This is a genomic window from Senegalia massiliensis (assembly GCF_900626135.1).
GTDB classification, from domain to species: domain Bacteria; phylum Bacillota; class Clostridia; order Tissierellales; family SIT17; genus Anaeromonas; species Anaeromonas massiliensis.
This window is the reverse complement of the sequence record NZ_LR130785.1, coordinates 1828502-1847774: the sequence shown is the minus strand read 5'-3', so window position 1 is coordinate 1847774 and position 19273 is coordinate 1828502. Positions and strand designations below refer to the sequence as shown.

21 protein-coding genes and 1 pseudogene are annotated in these 19273 nt (G+C 26.9%); 21 read left to right on the top strand and 1 reads right to left on the bottom strand.

Annotated elements, in window-relative coordinates; all coding sequences use genetic code 11:
- Nucleotides 1-15 precede the first annotated feature (15 nt).
- The 10 genes and pseudogenes from E0D94_RS09350 to E0D94_RS09305 all read left to right on the top strand — a co-directional run.
- The gene (locus tag E0D94_RS09350) at nt 16-462 is read left to right on the top strand and encodes a Fur family transcriptional regulator (protein ID WP_130807202.1); all 447 of its coding nucleotides are present in this window, start codon (nt 16-18) and stop codon (nt 460-462) included.
- A 95-nt stretch (nt 463-557) separates the two neighbouring features.
- Nucleotides 558-2225, top strand: coding sequence for a ribonuclease J (locus E0D94_RS09345; protein ID WP_130807201.1), 1668 nt, complete (start codon nt 558-560; stop codon nt 2223-2225).
- 58 nt (nt 2226-2283) lie between these two features.
- Nucleotides 2284-2604, top strand: coding sequence for a LysO family transporter (locus tag E0D94_RS09340; RefSeq protein WP_130807200.1), 321 nt, complete (start codon nt 2284-2286; stop codon nt 2602-2604).
- 1 nt (nt 2605) lies between these two features.
- Nucleotides 2606-3199, top strand: coding sequence for a LysO family transporter (locus E0D94_RS09335; RefSeq protein WP_130807199.1), 594 nt, complete (start codon nt 2606-2608; stop codon nt 3197-3199).
- 142 nt (nt 3200-3341) lie between these two features.
- Complete coding sequence (gene mltG, locus E0D94_RS09330) at nt 3342-4367, top strand: endolytic transglycosylase MltG (protein ID WP_130807198.1); 1026 nt, start codon at nt 3342-3344, stop codon at nt 4365-4367.
- Between the two features lie 73 nt (nt 4368-4440).
- On the top strand, nt 4441-5091 hold the full coding sequence (locus tag E0D94_RS09325; protein WP_130807197.1) for an O-methyltransferase: 651 nt from the start codon (nt 4441-4443) through the stop codon (nt 5089-5091).
- Nucleotides 5088-6317: a peptidase U32 family protein gene (locus tag E0D94_RS09320; RefSeq protein ID WP_130807196.1), complete on the top strand. Its 1230-nt coding sequence runs from the start codon at nt 5088-5090 to the stop codon at nt 6315-6317. Before E0D94_RS09325 ends, E0D94_RS09320 begins: the two co-directional genes overlap by 4 nt.
- Nucleotides 6318-6322: 5 nt before the next feature.
- Nucleotides 6323-6955 (top strand): uridine kinase, encoded by a 633-nt coding sequence (gene udk / locus E0D94_RS09315; RefSeq protein WP_130807195.1) that lies wholly within the window; start codon nt 6323-6325, stop codon nt 6953-6955.
- 71 nt (nt 6956-7026) lie between these two features.
- Nucleotides 7027-8652, top strand: a complete 1626-nt coding sequence (locus tag E0D94_RS09310) for a peptidoglycan D,D-transpeptidase FtsI family protein (protein ID WP_165442916.1) — start codon at nt 7027-7029, stop codon at nt 8650-8652.
- 75 nt (nt 8653-8727) lie between these two features.
- Nucleotides 8728-9168: pseudogene (locus E0D94_RS09305) on the top strand (sigma-70 family RNA polymerase sigma factor); the annotation flags it as partial.
- 8 nt (nt 9169-9176) lie between these two features.
- Here E0D94_RS09305 and E0D94_RS09300 read toward each other — a convergent pair.
- Nucleotides 9177-10715 (bottom strand): recombinase family protein, encoded by a 1539-nt coding sequence (locus tag E0D94_RS09300; protein WP_130807192.1) that lies wholly within the window; start codon nt 10713-10715, stop codon nt 9177-9179.
- A 289-nt stretch (nt 10716-11004) separates the two neighbouring features.
- Here E0D94_RS09300 and aac(6') point away from each other — a divergent pair, with 289 nt between their 5' ends.
- From aac(6') to E0D94_RS09250, 11 genes are all read left to right on the top strand, one after another.
- Nucleotides 11005-11439: an aminoglycoside 6'-N-acetyltransferase gene (aac(6'), locus tag E0D94_RS09295; protein WP_130807191.1), complete on the top strand. Its 435-nt coding sequence runs from the start codon at nt 11005-11007 to the stop codon at nt 11437-11439.
- A 214-nt stretch (nt 11440-11653) separates the two neighbouring features.
- On the top strand, nt 11654-12166 hold the full coding sequence (locus tag E0D94_RS09290; RefSeq protein WP_130807190.1) for a GNAT family N-acetyltransferase: 513 nt from the start codon (nt 11654-11656) through the stop codon (nt 12164-12166).
- A gap of 50 nt (nt 12167-12216) precedes the next feature.
- The gene (locus E0D94_RS09285) at nt 12217-12660 is read left to right on the top strand and encodes an NUDIX hydrolase (RefSeq protein ID WP_130807189.1); all 444 of its coding nucleotides are present in this window, start codon (nt 12217-12219) and stop codon (nt 12658-12660) included.
- A gap of 452 nt (nt 12661-13112) precedes the next feature.
- Nucleotides 13113-13805 carry a 5'-methylthioadenosine/adenosylhomocysteine nucleosidase gene (locus tag E0D94_RS09280; protein ID WP_130807188.1) on the top strand — a complete coding sequence of 231 codons (693 nt, stop codon included), beginning with the start codon at nt 13113-13115 and terminating at the stop codon, nt 13803-13805.
- Between the two features lie 31 nt (nt 13806-13836).
- Entirely contained in the window at nt 13837-13971 is a 135-nt protein-coding gene (locus E0D94_RS15115; protein WP_278044690.1) for a hypothetical protein, read from the top strand.
- Nucleotides 13914-14084 carry a Type 1 glutamine amidotransferase-like domain-containing protein gene (locus E0D94_RS15190; RefSeq protein ID WP_130807394.1) on the top strand — a complete coding sequence of 57 codons (171 nt, stop codon included), beginning with the start codon at nt 13914-13916 and terminating at the stop codon, nt 14082-14084. The genes E0D94_RS15115 and E0D94_RS15190 overlap by 58 nt, the downstream gene beginning before the upstream one ends.
- Before the next feature lie 91 nt (nt 14085-14175).
- The gene (locus tag E0D94_RS09270; protein ID WP_130807187.1) at nt 14176-14811 is read left to right on the top strand and encodes a hypothetical protein; all 636 of its coding nucleotides are present in this window, start codon (nt 14176-14178) and stop codon (nt 14809-14811) included.
- A gap of 703 nt (nt 14812-15514) precedes the next feature.
- Nucleotides 15515-16279, top strand: coding sequence for a Nif3-like dinuclear metal center hexameric protein (locus E0D94_RS09265; RefSeq protein WP_130807186.1), 765 nt, complete (start codon nt 15515-15517; stop codon nt 16277-16279).
- 167 nt (nt 16280-16446) lie between these two features.
- A complete protein-coding gene (locus E0D94_RS09260) occupies nt 16447-17625 on the top strand; it encodes a toll/interleukin-1 receptor domain-containing protein (RefSeq protein ID WP_130807185.1) in 1179 nt (392 codons plus the stop codon).
- A gap of 117 nt (nt 17626-17742) precedes the next feature.
- Nucleotides 17743-18327, top strand: coding sequence for an AAA family ATPase (locus tag E0D94_RS09255; protein ID WP_130807184.1), 585 nt, complete (start codon nt 17743-17745; stop codon nt 18325-18327).
- Nucleotides 18328-18835: 508 nt separating this feature from the next.
- On the top strand, nt 18836-19171 hold the full coding sequence (locus E0D94_RS09250) for a GNAT family N-acetyltransferase (protein WP_130807183.1): 336 nt from the start codon (nt 18836-18838) through the stop codon (nt 19169-19171).
- Nucleotides 19172-19273 lie beyond the last annotated feature (102 nt).

Here is a 19273-nt window from a genome sequence, read left to right as displayed (position 1 = left end):
GAAACGGGTGATTAAATGGAATCATTATTTGAAGTGTTGAGAACAAAATTAAAAGAAAAAGGATATAAACTTACTACTCAAAGAAGGGTAATATATGATGTATTTGTAGAGAATACAGGTAGCCATCTTAGTCCTGAAGAAGTATATGATATGGTTAAGGATAAATATCCAGAAGTAGGTCTTGCTACTGTATATAGAACTTTACAACTATTAGATGAGTTAGAAGTTGTTAGAAAAATAAATTTTAATGATGGTTGTAATAGATATGAACTTAATACTAACACTAATGATCATCAACATCATCATTTAATATGTTTAGAATGTGGAGAAGTTTTTGAAGTTGAAATTGATTTATTGGATAATCTTGAAGAAAAAATTGAAAATGAAAGTAAATTTAAAATAGTAGATCATAATGTAAAATTCTTTGGATACTGTGAATCATGTAATGAAAAGAGAAATTAAATATTTAAGTAGCGTTAATTTTTTATATAGGAGTAATTTTATTAAAGTCAATATGTCGATACAATAATAGTAGATTTATTAAGGAGAGTGATAAGGTGGGAAAACAACAAACACCTAAAGTTAAAATAATCCCATTAGGAGGATTATATGAAGTTGGAAAAAATATAACGGTTATTGAATATAAGAATGACATTATAGTAATAGATTGTGGAGTAATATTTCCTGAAGATGAAATGTTAGGGATAGACGTAGTAATACCTGACGTAACATATTTAGAAAAAAACAAAGAAAAAATAAGAGCTATTGTATTGACTCATGGACATGAAGACCATATAGGAGCATTACCATATGTATTACAAAAAATAAATGCACCTGTTTATGGAACTAAATTAACATTAGGATTAGTAGAAAATAAACTGAATGAAAAAGGTATAAAAAATGCAAACTTAAATATTGTAAAAGCAGGACAAAAGACAAAACTTGGTTCTATGGTTGTAGAATATATAAGAGTTAATCATAGTATTCCAGATGCGGTTGCATTAGCTATTCATACACCTGAAGGTGCTATAGTCCATACAGGTGATTTCAAAATTGATTATACACCTATAAATGGTAAAATGATGGATTTAAATAGATTTGCTGATTTAGGAAGCAGAGGAGTATTAGCGTTACTTGCAGATAGTACAAATGTAGAGAGAACAGGATCTACAATGAGCGAAAAAACAGTTGGCAATACTTTTAATGATATATTTATGGATGCTGAAGGTAGAATAATTGTAGCAACTTTTGCATCAAATGTTCATAGAATTCAGCAGATTGTTAATGCTGCTGTGATGTTTGATAGAAAGATTGTTGTATCAGGTAGAAGCATGATAAATGTAGTTAAGGTTTCTACTGAACTTGGATATTTAGATGTTCCAGAAGGAACTATTATTGATATAAATGATATGAATAAATATCCAGACAATAAAATAACCATTATAACTACTGGTAGTCAAGGAGAGCCTATGGCGGCATTATCAAGGCTTGCTTTTTCTGATCATAGAAAAATGGAATTAATACCTGGTGATTTAGTAATAATATCTGCTACACCAATACCTGGTAATGAAAAAACAGTATCTAGAGTTATAAATCAATTATTTAAAAAAGGTGCAAATGTAATATATGAAGCATTAGCAGATGTGCATGTGTCTGGTCATGCTTGCAAAGAAGAGTTGAAATTGGTTCATTCATTAATAAAACCTAAGTATTTTATACCGGTTCATGGTGAATATAGACATTTAAAACAACATGCCCAGTTAGCTGAAGATTTAGGGCTTGATAGAGATAATATATTTATACTTGAGAACGGTTCAGTATTAGAGATTTGTAGGTCTGATGCTAAACTTAATGGAACTGTACCTTCAGGTCATATATTAGTTGATGGTCTAGGAGTAGGAGATGTTGGTAATATAGTTTTAAGAGATAGAAAGCATCTTTCTGAAGATGGATTAATAGTTGTAGTTGTAACTATCAAGAAAGAAGATGGAAAGGTTGTTTCAGGGCCAGATTTAGTTTCTAGAGGATTTGTATATGTAAGAGAATCTGAAGATCTTATGGTAGAAGCAAAAAATGTAGTTAGAAATGTTTTATTAGATTGTGAAAAAAATCAAATCACAGATTGGTCTACTCTTAAATCTAGAGTAAGGGATTCTTTAAGAAATTATTTATATCAAAAAATAAAGAGAAATCCTATGATATTACCAATAATAATGGAAATATAAATTTTACAGTCACAGCTTATGCTGTGGCTGTAAATTTAGATAAATTGGGGGGAGTGTTATGACTTTAAGACTTATACTATATCTATCAATAATATTGGTAGGTGCATATATAGGATATAAAGATTTTGTACATAAGAATATTTTAGACAAGTTAATATCAATACAATCAATTTCTATTTTAATATTATTGTTTGTAATGGGAATAAAAATCGGTGGAGACAAAGAAGTAATATCTTCATTTTTCACATTAGGATATCAAGCTTTTATTTTTTCTGTTTTTTCAATCGCACTAAGTGTTGGTTTTGTAATGATAATAAGACGCTTTATTTTTAATAAGAATGATATGACTGATGAAGAAGAAAAAGAGGGGGAAGTTTGATATGAGTATTAAGGTTATATTATCTGTAATTGGGGGTATATTAGTTGGTTTTTTTCTTGAACCTGATTTTATAATAAATCATTCTGATATCATTATAGATATAGGCTTATGTATACTTTTATTTTTTGTAGGTATAGATATAGGAATAAATATAGACGTACTTACGAAAATAAAAAAAATTGGATTTAAAATTTTATTAATACCTTTTATGATTATATTAGGAAGTGTCTTTGGAGCTATAATAGCAGGATTCTTATTAGGATTTCCAGTAAATGAATCAGGAGCTGTAGGAGCAGGTCTTGGATGGTATACATTATCATCTATGATGCTTGCAAACTATTCTCCAGAGCTTAGTACATTATCATTTTTATCTAATGTAGTAAGGGAGATATTGGCTTTAATATTGATACCAATAGTAGCTAAATATATAGGTGATTTAGAAGCAATAGCACCATCTGGTGCAACTGCAATGGATACTACTTTGCCTATTATTGCAAAAGCTACCAATCCAAAGACTGCTATAATTTCATTTGTAACAGGAGTTATACTTTCAACATCAGTACCAATTTTAGTACCATTTATGATTAGTCTATAAAGAAATATTAAAATAAATGTATTATGCTCAAAGAAAAGCGAAAATCAGTACTGATTTTCGCTTTTCTTTAAATATCTTGTAAAAAAGATATTTAAATTATATAATTAAATTAATATAATAGAAATTATTGAGGGGTAGATTAATGAATAAAATGGTTAAAGTTTTAATAATTAGTGTGGTAATATTAATAATTGTTTTAGGAGGATTAAAGTATTATTATGAGCTAAATACTCGACCAGTGTCATCTGATGGAGAACAAAAAAGTGTAAAAGTTGAAATACAATCTGGAAGTACTACTAGTGATATAGCTAAAATATTAAAAGAAAATAACTTAATAAGAGATAAGAATGTATTTAGAGTAGTATCTCGTATAAAAGGTACAGAGGGAAAACTTAAAGCTGGATTTTATGAATTTGATTCTAGCATGACTCCTGAAGAAATTTTAAATAAGTTAGTTGTAGGAGGAAAAGATGGAGGGACAATTAAATTCACAATTCCAGAAGGTTTTACTATTGAAGAAATAGCAGAAAAATTAGCAAATGAAAATATTATCAATAAAGATAAATTTATAGATTTAACTTATGATATTGAAAAGTTTTCAAAAGAATATAAATTTTTAAATGACATACCTGAAAAAATGAATATGGAAGGTTATTTATATCCGAATACTTATGAAGTATATAAAGACTCAACAGAATATGAAATTATCAAAAGGATGTTAGATGAATTTAATAATAAATATAATGAAATAATAAAAAATAAAGAAATTCCACTAGATTTAAATACCTATGAATTAATAACATTAGCTTCATTAGTAGAACGAGAAGCAAAAGTAGATAAAGATAGAAATTTAGTTTCATCTGTTATTTATAATAGATTAAAAATAGACATGCCATTGCAAATTGATGCTACTATACAATATGCATTAGAAAATAGAAAAGAAAAGCTAACATATGATGATTTAGAGGTAGATTCTATTTATAATACATATAAGAATAAAGGTTTACCAGTTGGACCTATATGTTCACCAGGAATAGAATCTATAAATGCTAGTTTAAATCCGGAAAATACTGATTATATATTTTATGTATTAAAAAAGGATGGAAGTGGAGAACACTTTTTTACAGATGATTATAATGAATTTTTAAAAGTTAAAAATGGAAAATAATTTAATTTTATTTGCTAATAATACGTGGTATAATAGACCACGTATTATTAGTGTGAATTGAGGAGAGATTTATTTGAGTAATATAAACAAAGATTATATAGAAGATTATATAAGAAGTGTATTACCAAAAAGAGAGAGTTTTTTGGTTCAGTTAGAAGAATTTGCCCAAGAGAATAATATACCTATAATTCATCCAGAAGTTGCTGAATTTATGAGAGTTATTTTAAAAATAAAAGATTCTAAAAATATATTAGAGATAGGTACGGCAATAGGATATTCATCTATAGTAATGAGTACTAGTATAAAAGAAGGAAATATTATAACTATAGAAAGGCAAGAAAATATGGTTAAACTTGCAAATAAAAATATTGAAAAGACAGGAATCAAAAATATAGAAATAAAACATGGTGAAGCAAAAGATATACTACCTAAGTTAAATAAAAAGTTTGATTTTATATTTATAGATGCAGCTAAAGGAAAGTATATGGAGTTTTTACCTTATTGTATAAATATGCTTGAAGATAAAGGTATAATCTTGTCTGATAATGTGCTTTTTAAAGGTATGGTAGCAAATGATGATTTAGTTGTTAGAAGAAAAAAGACAATAGTAACAAGAATGAGAGAATATTTAGATCATATATCTAATCATTCAGAACTTACAACAAGTATTATACCAATTGGAGATGGGGTTGCTTTATCATATAAGGAGAGTGAAAATAAATGAAATATATTGAATTATTAGCACCAGCAGGAGATTTAGAAAAATTAAAAATGGCAATAAATTATGGTGCTGATGCAGTATACTTAGGAGGAGAAGAATTTGGTCTTAGAGCTAAAGCCAAAAACTTCTCTATAGATGAGATAAAATCTGGAGTGCAATATGCACATGAAAGAGGTAAAAAAGTATATATAACACTAAATATTATTCCCCATAATGAGGATTTAGAAGGTTTAGAAAAATATATATTAGATTTAGAAAAAGCAAATGTAGATGCTTTCATAGTAGCTGATCCTGGAGTTTTTTCAATTGTAAAAAAAGTTGTACCTAATATGGAAATACATTTGAGTACCCAAGCTAATACAACTAATTATAGTACAGCTAATTTTTGGCATCAACAAGGAGTAAAAAGAATTGTAGTTGCAAGAGAATTGTCTCTTGAAGAAATAGAAAATATAAAAAATAATACTCCAGATACTCTTGAGATAGAAGCTTTTGTTCATGGAGCAATGTGTATTTCATATTCTGGAAGGTGTTTACTTAGTAACTATATGGTTGGAAGAGATGCCAATAGAGGTGAATGTGCACAAGCATGTCGTTGGAAATATAACTTAGTTGAAGAAAAAAGGCCAGGAGAATATTATCCAGTTTATGAAGATGAGAAAGGCACATATATATTTAATTCAAAAGATTTATGTATGATAGAACATCTTCCAAAGCTTATAGATTCAGGAGTAAAAAGCCTTAAAATAGAAGGGCGTATGAAGAGCTCATACTATGTAGCTACAGTTATAAGGTCATATAGGATGGCAATTGATGCTTATTTAAAAGATCCTAAAAATTATAAATACAATAAAGAATGGTTAAATGAAATTAAAAAAGCAAGTTATAGGGATTTTACTACAGGTTTTTATTTTGATAAACCTGATAGTGAAGATCAATTATACGGATCTAGTTCTTATATAAGAAATTATGATTTTATAGGTTTGATTTTAGATTATGATAAAGAAAATAAACTTGCAACTGTTGAACAAAGAAACAGAGTATTTAAAAATGATAAAATTGAAATTTTTGGTCCTAATAAAGATTTTTATACTCAAGAAATCACTAAAATGTTTGATGAAGATGGAAAAGAAATTGATGTAGCACCACGTGCAAAACAAATATTTAAAATAAAGGTTGATAAGCCCGTAGAAAAATGGGATATGATAAGAAAAGCTAGAGAGGAATGAGACATTTGAATAGACCCATATTAATAGGAATAACTGGTGGAACTGGTTCAGGTAAAAGTACAGTAGCTCAAGCAATATTTAATTCGCTTCCTAAAGAAAATATTTTAATAATAGAGCAAGACTCGTATTATAAAGATCAAAGCCATTTAAACTTTAATGAAAGAACAAAAACTAATTATGACCATCCATTAGCATTTGATAATGATCTTTTTATAGAACATTTACAAAGTTTAATGAATAAAAACACGATTGAGAAACCTATTTATGATTTTGAAAAACATAATAGAAAAAATACTACTATAAGAGTTGAAAGTAGAGATATCATTATTGTAGAAGGAATAATGATATTAGAAGATGAAAGAATTAGAGATTTATTAGATATTAAAATATTTGTTGATACCGATTCAGATGTAAGAATTATAAGACGAATATTAAGAGATATTACTGATAGAGGAAGAACTCTTGAATCTGTAATTGATCAGTATTTAACTACAGTAAGACCAGCTCATTTGCAATTTATTGAACCTAGTAAGAGATATGCAGATATAATAATTCCAGAAGGTGGTTATAATAAGGTAGCAATTGATTTAATGGTTACAAAAGTAAAAGCAATCGTTTCAGAAAAGCAAGAAAAGTAAAAATTTAAAAATAATATCATACCTCCATGATGTTTTGGAAATACTATAATAAAACATCATGGAGGTATTTTATGACTAAAACAAATAAGAGATTGTCATTATTTTTTAAAATATTTATAATTATTTTTGTAGCATATATAATTAGATTATCTTGGATACAACTAGTTACAGGACCAAAATTAAAACAAAAAGCAGAAGATCAAAGAGATTATGAGTTAACTACATCTCAAAAAGGAACAATTTTTGATAGAAATATGGTTCCTCTTACTAATAAGGTCACTCAGAAATATATATATATATCCTTAGAATCAATTAAAGACAATAAAGATTATCAATTATATTTATTAGATAAAATAAAGTTGTCACAAGAAGAATTAGATAAATATATATTAAATGCTAAAAATAATATGGTAAAGGTACCAGCTAAAGATAATATCAATAATGTTAAAAATGGTATTATAGTAGAAGAAACTAAAGAATATAGTGAAAATAATTTACTAGCTCATGTTATAGGATATGTAAATGAAAATGGAGAGGGAATTGGAGTAAAAAAGAAATATGATTTTTTACTTTCTAAATCAAACAATACAAAATTAAAATTAATTTTAGATGGTAAAAGTAGATTATTAAGTAGTAAGGATGATTATTTAGAAGTTAATGAAAATAATGATACTATTCGAAATTCTATTCAGTTAACAATTGATTATAATATACAACAAATAGTTGAAGAAGCTATGGAAGAAAAAAATGATAATGGGGCTGTAATAGTTACAGATGTAAAAAGTGGAGATATTTTAGCTTTAACTAGTCAACCTGATTTTGATTTAAATAATATAGGAGACAGTAACAAAGAAAAAGATAGTGAACAGATGAATAGAGTCACAAAATTTAAATATTATCCTGCATCAACATTTAAAACTGTAATACTCTTAGCAGCACTTGAAGCAGGAATAGACTTAGAACAAAAATTTGAATGTAATGGAAGCATAACTTTAGCTGAAGGTCAAAAAACATTTTCCTGTCATGATAATGTAGTTCATGGTGAAATAAACTTAAAAGAGGCTTTTGCTGTATCTTGTAATAGCATATTTATAGAGCTAGCTAATATTTTAGGGGGTGAAAAAATATTAGAAACAATAGAAAAAATAGGTTTAACAGAAAAGGTAGATATAGATATTGATGGAGAAAACGAAGGATATATTGCAGACTTAGAGAAGGTATTAGGCCCTGGAATAGGGAATTTAGCATTAGGTCAAGAACATATAAAATTAACTCCACTTCAAATTCATAATTTAACAATGATTATTGCTAATAATGGGATTAAAAAAGATATGTCTATAGTAAAAGGTTATGCTACAAATAAAGGTGATATATCAATGCAATTTGACAGAAAAAATGATGAGTGGATTTTTGATAAATCCTATGCTGAAATAATTAAAGATTACATGAAATCTGTAGTAGAAGTCGGTACTGCAAGTAATTTAGATTTATCACAATATGGAGGAGCAGCAGGTAAAACAGGGACTGCTCAAAAAAGTAATAAAGATAATAATGGATTATTTACAGGATTTTCACCAAGTGATAATCCAAAATATGCAGTAACTGTAATCGTAGAAGATATAGGAGATAAATATAGTTCATCTACAGCAGTGAAAGTATTTAATGAGATAATTAAAAAAATAAATTCAGAAAAATAAAATGAGACTTGCACATAGTTTACTTTAAAAGCATACTTTATAATGTGGAATAATATATTGGAGGTGTGTGAATTAATGTGGGCTTCGCTTCTCTTTATGATTTTAAATCTCATTAAGCCTGTTTCAGTTTTTCTAGGTTATATTTCTAATAATAATTCATTTCCTCAGCCACTTAGCAAAGAGGATGAAACAAAATACTTAATCTTATATGAACAAGGTGATGAAGATGCAAAAAATATTTTAATTGAACATAATTTGCGTTTAGTAGCACATATTGTGAAGAAATATCATAATTGTGGAAAAGAAGTAGATGATTTAATCTCTATAGGAACAATTGGTCTAATTAAAGGTATATCTACATTCAATAGAAACAAAGGAACCAGACTAGCAACATATGCAGCAAGATGTATAGAAAATGAAGTATTAATGTGCTTAAGGTCTGATAAAAAGATTAAATCTGAAGTTTATCTTCAAGATCCTATTGGAGTAGATAAAGAAGGTAATGAATTACCCCTAACCAATTATCAACAGTTAGGGGTATATATTTTAGGTTTTAGATTAAGTTCAAATTTGTCATTTCGCCAGGACTTCTTTTTATAATATATGGTATATTCTATAACGGATTTGAGAAGTATATTCTTTTGTTCGGCATCGTCTAATTCGTCGTATAAATCCAATACATGTTTAACCCTAGGTATTATATCTCTTTTAGCTTTGAATTGCTCATGAGCTTGTTCTATACTTGTATTAGTACTTTTTATATTACTTTCGAGTTCATCTATTTTATTAGATATTATATTAGATCTTTTCATATAAGTATCCACATCGTAAATTCCTTTTTCAAGTAAATCATGTAAATTATTTTTTTGTTTTATAGTTTTATCTAACTCTTCTTCTAATTTATTTAAAGCTCTATTATAAATTTCTATTCTTTCATCATTTTTTATTATATTTTTGTTTTCCCATTTCTCTTGGTATTGCTTTAACCAACCTTCAAGACTATCTAATATACTTTTTTCTACGTATTTAAGTTTAGAAGATTTATTCTCACATGATCCATAGCACATTATTTGGCTATCTTTATTTTTATAAGGTCTAAGTACCATATTTTTATTACATACACTACATTTTATAATACCAGCAAGAGGGTTAGAAATATTTCCTTTTATTTTATATGGAACATGTGATTTGTTTTTAAGTATCTTTTGAGCTTGATTAAATATTTTATCAGATACTAGAGCAGAGTGTTTTCCTTCTGCTATAATCCATTCATTTCTTGGTCTTTCTCTAGATTCCTTTATTTGTCCAGGTCTAGTTGATTTTTTAATATCTTTTTTCTTCCATACAACTTTACCAGTATAGATAGGATTTTTAATTAGATGAATAACATGATGCGAACTCCAATTCTTGCCTGTATATGTCTTAAATCCAAGCTTATTTAGTTCATTAGCTATCTTACCCCCACCCATATTTTTATTCGTGTATAAGTCAAATATTAGCTTTACAATAGGTGATTGGTCAGTATGTGGGACAAGACTTCTATAATTTTTACCTTCTTTTATTTCATATCCAAATGGGGGTCTAGGTGATATATAATTTCCGTCTTCTATAGAACGAATCCTACCTCTTTGGAGTCTTCTATTTATAAGCTTTAATTCTTTTCTTGCCATAAAGGCTTCAAACTCACTATACTCTTCATCCCATTCATCTTTAAGGTCATATGTTTTACGAGGTGTTATTATTTTAGTATTACTTTTCTTAAAAGTATCTAATATAAGCCCTTGTTCTTGCATATTACCACGACCAAGTCTATCTACATCCATAACTAATACAGAATCGTACATTTTATTTTCTACTTCTTTAAGCAATTCAAGCATTTCTGGTCTATGAACCATGCTTTCACCAGAAACTATTTCTTGTCTAATTTTAATTATGTTTAAATTTTTTTCTTGAGCTACTTTAAGAAGTATTTTTTTATGCTTAGATAATGTTTCTCCTGCACCTTGTTTTTCTGCTTCTTCATCGGCACGTGATTTACGAAGATATATTGCAACTTTGTTCATAATATCACCTCAATTTAATTTTATGATTTATTTTAAATAAGTATTAATAAGATTAATCTTATTAATACTTATTTAAATATAAATTATTATTAAACCATTATAGTATCTACTGTATACATCAATAGATATATAACACCGTAAGTTTTAAAATGTTATAGAGTATTTATTAATTTTGTATTGTAAAAAATATATAATTAAAGGAGTTAATGCTTTTTTATAGAAGTTTATAGTGGTACAGTATTAATTTAATGAAAAACAAAGATTATTTATATTAAAAGAGGTGTAATGAATGATAAGAACGGCTAAAATAGATGACTTAGATGCTGTAACAAATCTTGCATTTTCACTTTGGCCAAACAATGAATTTGAAAAATTAAAAGATCAAATGAAAAGAGTACTTTTAGATAAAAATGCTGCTATTTTCCTCTGCTTAATTGATAATAAGTATATAGGGTTTGCTCAATGTCAATTGCGTTTTGATTATGTTGAAGGAACAGAAAGTACTCCTGTTGGGTATCTTGAAGGTATATATGTTCATAAGCAATATCGTAAACAAGGTATAGCAAAAAAGTTCATTGAACAATGTGAGTTATGGGCAAAGGAGAATAACTGTATAGAATTTGGGAGTGATTGTGAGATTGCTAATACAGATAGTTTAAAATTTCATCTAAAAGTTGGATTTACTGAAGCAAATCGCATTATATGCTTTAATAAGAAATTATGAACATAACAAAGTTCTCATATGGTATGTTATTTATAAATTATGTAGTATGATAACGTAAATCGAGTTTTATGAAATTACTTTTTTAATAAAAATAATTATTGTTAAAGTGTTATTATATTTTATAGAATAAATTAAAGGAATTTTAATGATGCTTATAGAAACTTATAATGACATAGTAGATAAATATGTTTTAATTTAATTAGACACTGGAGGTATGAAAATGTTAATTAGTACTAGTTTGAAGGATTTTAAAATAAGATTTGCAAAGGAAAAAGATATTCCGTTGATCTTAAAATTTATAAAGGAATTAGCTGATTATGAAGAATTATTACATGAAGTTGTAGCAACAGAAGAAATTTTAATGGATTCTTTGTTTAAAAAGAAAACTGCTGAGGTTATTATTGGTGAATACGAAAATGAACCAGTATCTTTTGCATTATTCTTTCATAATTTTTCTACTTTTTTAGGAAGACCAGGTATTTATTTAGAAGATTTATATGTTAGACCTGAAATGAGAGGAAAGGGTATGGGAAAAATCATGCTTTCTTATCTTGCTAAATTAGCAATTGAAAGAAATTGTGGAAGATTAGAATGGTGGTGTTTAGATTGGAATAAGTCTTCAATTGAATTTTATAAGCAAATGGGAGCTGTTCCAATGGATGAATGGACAGTATATAGAGTAACTGATAGTGCGTTAGATAATTTAGCTGTTAAATTTGATAAATAAACTTAGAACTTTTATAGTTATAGATTAGCACAAAGAAAGTAGGGATAACCATGAGAGCACCATATCAAATTCTAGTATTTCCTTATCATATTAATGACAAACACATAGAATATGCGATATTTCATAGAAGTGACGCTGATTGGTGGCAGGCTGTTGCTGGTGGTGGAGAGTATGGGGAAACATTAATTGAATCAGCAAAAAGAGAAGCATGGGAAGAAGCAGGAGTTTCTAAGAATTCACTTTATATTAAGTTAGATACAGTTAATTCAGTACCTGCTGAAGAATTTAAAGACTATATCTATTGGGATGAAAATATTTATGTGGTACCTGAACATTGTTACGGAGTTGAAATAATAGATAAGAAATTAAAGCTGTCACATGAACATATAGAGTATAAATGGATGAGTTATAATGATGCTATTTCATGTTTGAAATGGGATGGAAATAAAGTAGCACTGTGGGAACTTAATAAAAGGCTTACAAACAAATTTTAATTATTTATATTAAATATTTAAAAATGATTTAAAATATAATAAAATCTTAAGCTTAACTTTTAAAAAAGTAATAATTAAAGAAGGTTCATATAAATGAAAAAAATAATTTTGGATTATTCTTAGTTTTAAGAACTATGGATTCATTCTTATTTTTTCTTTTATAATATTATTATCAATTATAATTTCTACATATGAATCATATTTTATAAGTTAATAAGGTAAAAGCTATTTATAATAAATGTCCTATGATCAATTAATTGATTTTTAAAGTTATAGACTATGATATATAGTACAAGAAAATAATATTATAAGCTTTTATCATAATTATGATTTTAAAAAAGGAATAGATTATATAAAATAGCATATGATAAGTTGAATTATTTATTACATATGGACTGTGTTTGTGAATACTCGAAAATGATAAAAATTAGTTGTAAATAGGAGTGTTAATTATGATAGGTATTATTGCAGCAATAGATGAGGAAATAGATTTTTTTATAAAAAATACTGAAATAATAGAAACTTCAAATGATAATAATGTTATTTTTTATTATTTAAAGAAAGAGAATAGGCATATTATTTTAGCAAAATCGGGGGCTGGAAAAGTTAATGCTAGTATGACTGTAACAAAAATGATAGATAAATATAAACCTGAAATTATAATTAATAGAGGAATAGCAGGAGGTTTAGAGACTGTAGAAGTAGGAAATTTTGTAACAGGAAATAAAATGGTATATTATGATGTAAATATGTCTTCTCATAGAAGTAACCATCAACATGGTAAAGTGCGTGGTCTTCCCTTAGAATTTACATCTGATAGTAAATTAGTGGCTAACTTTTACAACTTTTGTAATGAAAATAAAATAACTAGTCTTGTAGGCATTATTGCAACTGGAGATTATTTCGTTAGTAATAGTACTTATTTAGATAATATAAGTAGAGAAATATCAAATATTTTAGCAGTGGATATGGAGTCAGCTGCAATTGCACAAGTATGTTATTTACACAATGTTCCTTTTTTATCTGTAAGAGCTATATCCGATATAATTACCACAAGTTATAAAAATGAAGAATTTACACTTAATATTAAAAATGCCTGTTGTAAATTAGCAGAGCAAATATTGGGATATATTTGTACAATATAAAACTTTAGTTATTATTGATGGGTTTATTAAAATGAAAAAGGTAATTGCAATTGGTGGAGGAGAGCTTAAAAATCTTGAAACAATTAAAATATATAAAGAGATTGTTAAATCCACAATGAAACAAACACTAAAAGCACTATTATTCCCACAGCAAGTGGTGAGCTAAAACAATATATTGAAGCATTCAGCAAAGTTTACGGAGAAAAATTAGGATGCAAAGTGGGTGTTCTAAAATTGATAGATAAAATATTAAAGAATCTGAAATTGAATATAAAATAATGCACTCAGATATTATATATGTTGGTGAATGTAGCAATAAAATAAGCAATTTACAATAAAAGTATATATAAAAATTTAAGGAGGATTTAAAATGAAAAAAATAATAGCTATATTATTATGTTTAGTAATGATAACAATAACTGCATGTGGAAATTCAAGTAATGATGATACATCTAAAGAGGTTAACAAAGAGAAAGAAATAAATGAAGGTAATGAAGAATCTAATGAAAATGAAGACTTAGAAGTAGATAAAGGAATTTTAAATGTAACAATAACGCTTCCAGCATCAATGTTTGAAGGTGAAGATATAGATAAAGAAGTGGAAGAAATAAAAGAAGAGGGAATTAAAGATGTTAAAGTCAACGATGACGGTTCTATGACAGTAAAAATGACTAAAACGAAACACAAAGAATTAGTAAAAGAAGTTAAAGAGTCTGTATTAGAATATTTTGAAGAACTTAAAACTTCAGAAGATACACCTTCTATAAATGATGTAAAATATGATGATAACTTTAAAGAGGTTACTTTAGAGGTAGATAAAAAGAAATTTGAAGAAAGTTTTGATAGTATAGCAGTATTTGGAGTTGCAATGACTACAGCTATGTATCATATATATGAAGGAGTACCCGCAGAAGAAGTGAATTTCAAAATAAATGCGAAAGACTCAGATACAGGCGAAATATTTAATACTATATTATACCCTGATGATTTAGAAGATATGGAATAATATTAAAATAAAAATCTCTTAAACAAATTTGTTTAAGAGATTTTTATATATTATATAATTCATTAGATATATTCTATACTAGTAAAATAAATATATTATAAAAAGTTGATGATTGAATTATATGAAATACAAAAATTATTAAATGAAAATACAGCTATACCAATACCTCATCCAGAAGAATATTTGAAAATTATAGATAGATAATCTGCTTTTTTATAAGAAAAAAGGATTTTAGAAAGATATGTAGAATAAAGAGAAGAGATTAATTGAAAATTTGGTATTATGTGATATCAGGGATAAGTATATAAGAATTAAGTGAAAATGAAATATGCATTACATTTAGTTGCAATAAGTTAGAATATAAAGAAATATAATTCTAAGTTATTTAATAATATATATAGTAGTTTATATCATATTTACATATATAAATAATACTTTTAATGGTTAAAAACTTAATTTTAATAGCATTTCGCAACAGAGACGTGTCTAAGGAATTCTTATATAAAAATCAAGAAGTTATATCAAGAATAGAAAACTTAAGTAAAAAACAAATAAATAAGTAAATGAATAAGAGAACTAAATAAGATAAAACAAGTAAATCAAAGAAGAAGTAAGATGTGTAAAAAAATATAAGTATACAAATTCTTTTAAGTGAATATTGAGAATTCAAGGTAAAAGAATATAGAATTTTGGAGGTGAGTATATGGATGTTTCATATATTGTTGAAACAATTGATGATCTTTTTAATGTAACAAATAAGGAAATATACTCCAATGAATCTGGGGTTACATATAAAGCAGATAAAAAAATTAAAAAAATAGGTTATTGTGTTAACTTAACACTTGAAACTATAGAGAAAGCAAGAATTCATGGAGTTGATATGATGGTGACACACCATGATGCATGGGATGAAATATATGGACTAAAAGATGCATGCATAGAAAAACTAGGAGAGTATGGTATAAGCCATTACTATAATCACTTGCCACTTGATGATTGCGACTTTGGAACAAATGATAGTTTATTAAAAAAATTGAAATTAGAAAATGTTAAAAGAACTCATGAATGGGAAGGGTTATATTTTGGTAGAATTGCAAAATATGATGAAGAAATTGAATTTAATGAATTAGTAAAAAATATTGAAAATTTACTTGAAGAACCAGTTAAAATTTGGAGGTTTAATGACAAGAAGGTAAAGCGATTGGGGGTAGTCTGTGGTAATGGAGGTCCAACAACTTGTCTTAAGGAAGCAGTTGAAAACAAGTGTGATGTATACATTACAGGTGAATGCAATTTATATACTATTCAATATGCTAAGTTTAAAGGGATAAATCTTATTGTTGGAAGTCATACTTTCACAGAATTTTTTGGGATTGAAAGTCTAGCATTGAAGTTGAATGAGAGTATAAAAGAACTAGTATTAGTGAAACTCAATGAAGATCATTATGAAGCTAATATAAAAACATAGTAGATCAGGTATGAATGAACAGTATTATAAATAGTATGTTGAAATATCCGTTTAAGTTCCTATTATTCATTTAAGAAGTTATCAGTAATAATATATTTGAATTTTGTTCAGTGGGAATTTCCATTGATTCCATTAACAAACTTTGAATTATTAAGGAGAGACGAAATATGAGTAATAAAGTTAAAGAGAAACTTGAAAAATTAATTGAACAGGGAAAGCATGTTAAGAGTGTTAACATTGTTAAAGTTAATGAACCTGGATTAATAATGCCCGATTATATCTTTGGAGAAGAATACGATCTTTGGATGAATAAAGTGAAGATATTTACATCTAAGTATTGTAAAGAACATATTTTATATGATGAACTTATAAATGCTTATAAAACAAGAAAAAACTCACGGGGAACAAGTGCATATGATTCTGTTATGTCATATTTAAATTCTTTACTGAATGACAGTGATTTTATAAAAAATAATACTGTAGATACAGATAACTACTTTAACTTGGAAAAAATAAATCAAGATGAAAAGATGCTTTTTATAAGTCATTCATCCCTAGATATTGATTATGTAAGTGTATTAGTCGAGTTATTAGAAGACATTGGTTTTAAAGGAAAGTCACATGTATTCTGTAGCTCTGTTTCTGGATATGGTATTCCAATGGGGAAACATATTTATGATTATTTAAAGGAACAATTTAATAAAGATTTACATGTTATTTATTTACTATCTGAGAATTATTACAATAGCCCTGCTTGTTTAAATGAAATGGGTGCTGCATGGGTACAATCTAAACGTCATACTGCTATATTAGTGCCAGGATTTAACTATAACCAAATTAGAGGTTCAGTAGATGCATCTAAAATATGGTTTAGAATGGATGCAGTTAATAAAATTAATGAGTTTAAAAATGAGCTAATAGGAGAATTTGATTTAGATGATTTAGATGAGAATTATTGGGATAGAAGAAAAGAAAAATATATTAAAGAAATTAATTCTATATACGAAAATAATAAACATAAGTCATCACCACAGATTATTGAACTTGAAGGAATAGAAGAATATGGTACTGATGATGAATTAAAATGTTTTTTTAGATTTATTAATAAGGGTAATATTGCTATAAAATGTACATATATCGATATAGAAATTGAAGATAAGTATGGTGGTAAAGCAGATATAACTCTTTCAAATCGTGATTTAAACAATCTAATTCTATATAATTATGAAAATAAAAGGGTGGAAATAATTGCAAATAAAAGGAATTATAATATTTCGTCTTCCTTTAATCCATATCTATGGAGCAAATATAAAATAATAGATTCTGGGTGGTCTAAAGTTGTATAAATTCTTCATTATAATTTATCGTCTAATCTAAAGTTCATAAAAACTAAGTGGGACGTCTAAGAATAGAAGGATATTCGTCGAAAAACAATAATATGATTACAAGAAGGGAGGTTCTACATGATTGTATGGATTAATGGTGTATTTGGATCTGGAAAAACCAGTGTATCTAATGAGTTAGATACACGACTGGAAAATTCTTATGTTTACGACCCTGAAGAAGTAGGTTTTTTTATTCGTGAGAATATTCCTTCAAAGTTGAAGAACAATGATTTTCAAGATTTTAATCTTTGGCGGGAATTTAATTATAAAATGCTTTCATACATACATTCAAATTATAGAGGGACAATTGTTGTACGTATGACAATTATAAATAAAAGTTATTTTGATGAAATTATAGGGAAGTTAAAGTCTGAGGGAATAATAGTTAAACATTTCACATTGATTGCCAGTAAAAATATTTTGTTGGATAGGTTAAATCGTCGTGGTGATGGAGAAAACTCATGGATTCATAATCGAATTGATAGTTATATTGAATGTTTTAATAGTGAATATTTTAAAGAACATATAATAACAGATAAAAGAACAATTGAAGAAATAACTGAGATAATTGCAACTTCATGTAATTTAAAGTTGCTAACAAAATATGAAATAGATAATAAAGAAGTCAGAAGAATATTAGAAAAAGACTTGGTAAGTGATTAATATTTAATTTAAGTAGTGTAGTTCATATTGATCATGGATTAACATAACATTTGCAACAGTCTACAAAACCATGTGAATGGTCAAATACACTAGGAGCGTTAGCCAAGAACAATTAAAATTAGTGGAGGTAAAATTGAAGGATATAATTGATAAAGTAAAATAGTTTCAATATACTTCTTTAGAGTATGCAGAGTATGCAGAGTATGATGATATATCTAATTTAATAATATGTATAAATAACAATGAAAGTTTATTTCTTTATTCTATAGAAGATAAAAAAGCAACAATATATTGGGCAACAAATTCAAAGGAAGATTTTTTTGATGGATTAAAAAATACTATCAATCTAATTTCATAGAATCAGATTCTCAAGAAAGCATATATAGAATTTATTCCTGAGTATTATATTTCTGAAATGGAAGATCTAGGATTTATAATTACAAATTAATGGGTAGATTTTTGGAATAATAATTTAGAAATAATATGTTTAGTACAACAGAATTCATTAATGATTAGAAGGATAAAAAAGAATGAATACCAAACAGCTTCAGAAGTTACAAAATCGTGTAAGGATTATTCAAGAGGATATAGAGGAGAAACTGCTGAATGGATAAAAGAATGGAATGAATCTGAGAATTCATATATATTTGTAGCTGAGATGAATAATGAGATTATAGGTATATGTTGTATTAGCTTATATGGTTTTGAAAGCGAAAAAGGAATAAATCTTTGGTTAAGAGAAGTAGAAGTTAAACCTAGCTATCACTCGAAAAAAATTGGACTTAGTTTAATAGCATTTGCAATTAATTGGGGGAATAGAAATGATGCAGTAAGAAGTTTTTAAGCATGTGATATAGAAAATATACCAGCTATTAAACTATATGAAGGACTAGGCTATAAAAGAAAAATAGGACGTGGTCAAATTAACATGGAAAAAATACTGTAA